The following is a 234-nucleotide window of genomic DNA, read 5'->3' as shown; positions in this document are numbered from 1 at the left end:
TACAAACATAGATGATATTGATTGGGATAGACTTTAATGGCTAAATATAAAATCAACATAAAGAATTCAGCGAAGACAGATTTGAAGAAGATAAAACGTTCTCACTTACAAGAACAATTTTTGAAAATCGTAGAAATACTAAAATATGATCCATATCAACAAAGTCAATCCTTTGAAAAATTGCACCCTAAACATTTAGGACGATACTCAAGACGTATCAATCATCAACATAGA

1 protein-coding gene is annotated in these 234 nt (G+C 29.5%); it reads left to right on the top strand.

The window, feature by feature from the left end; translation table 11 throughout:
- Positions 1-36 precede the first annotated feature (36 nt).
- Positions 37-234 (top strand): Txe/YoeB family addiction module toxin (locus FS608_RS29925; protein WP_144556164.1); only part of this gene is annotated, 198 nt, incomplete at its 3' end.

It is taken from the genome of Bacillus sp. X1(2014), from assembly GCF_007678255.1.
The sequence above is the reverse complement of the archived record's forward strand: the minus strand, read 5'-3'. Positions and strand labels throughout refer to the sequence as shown.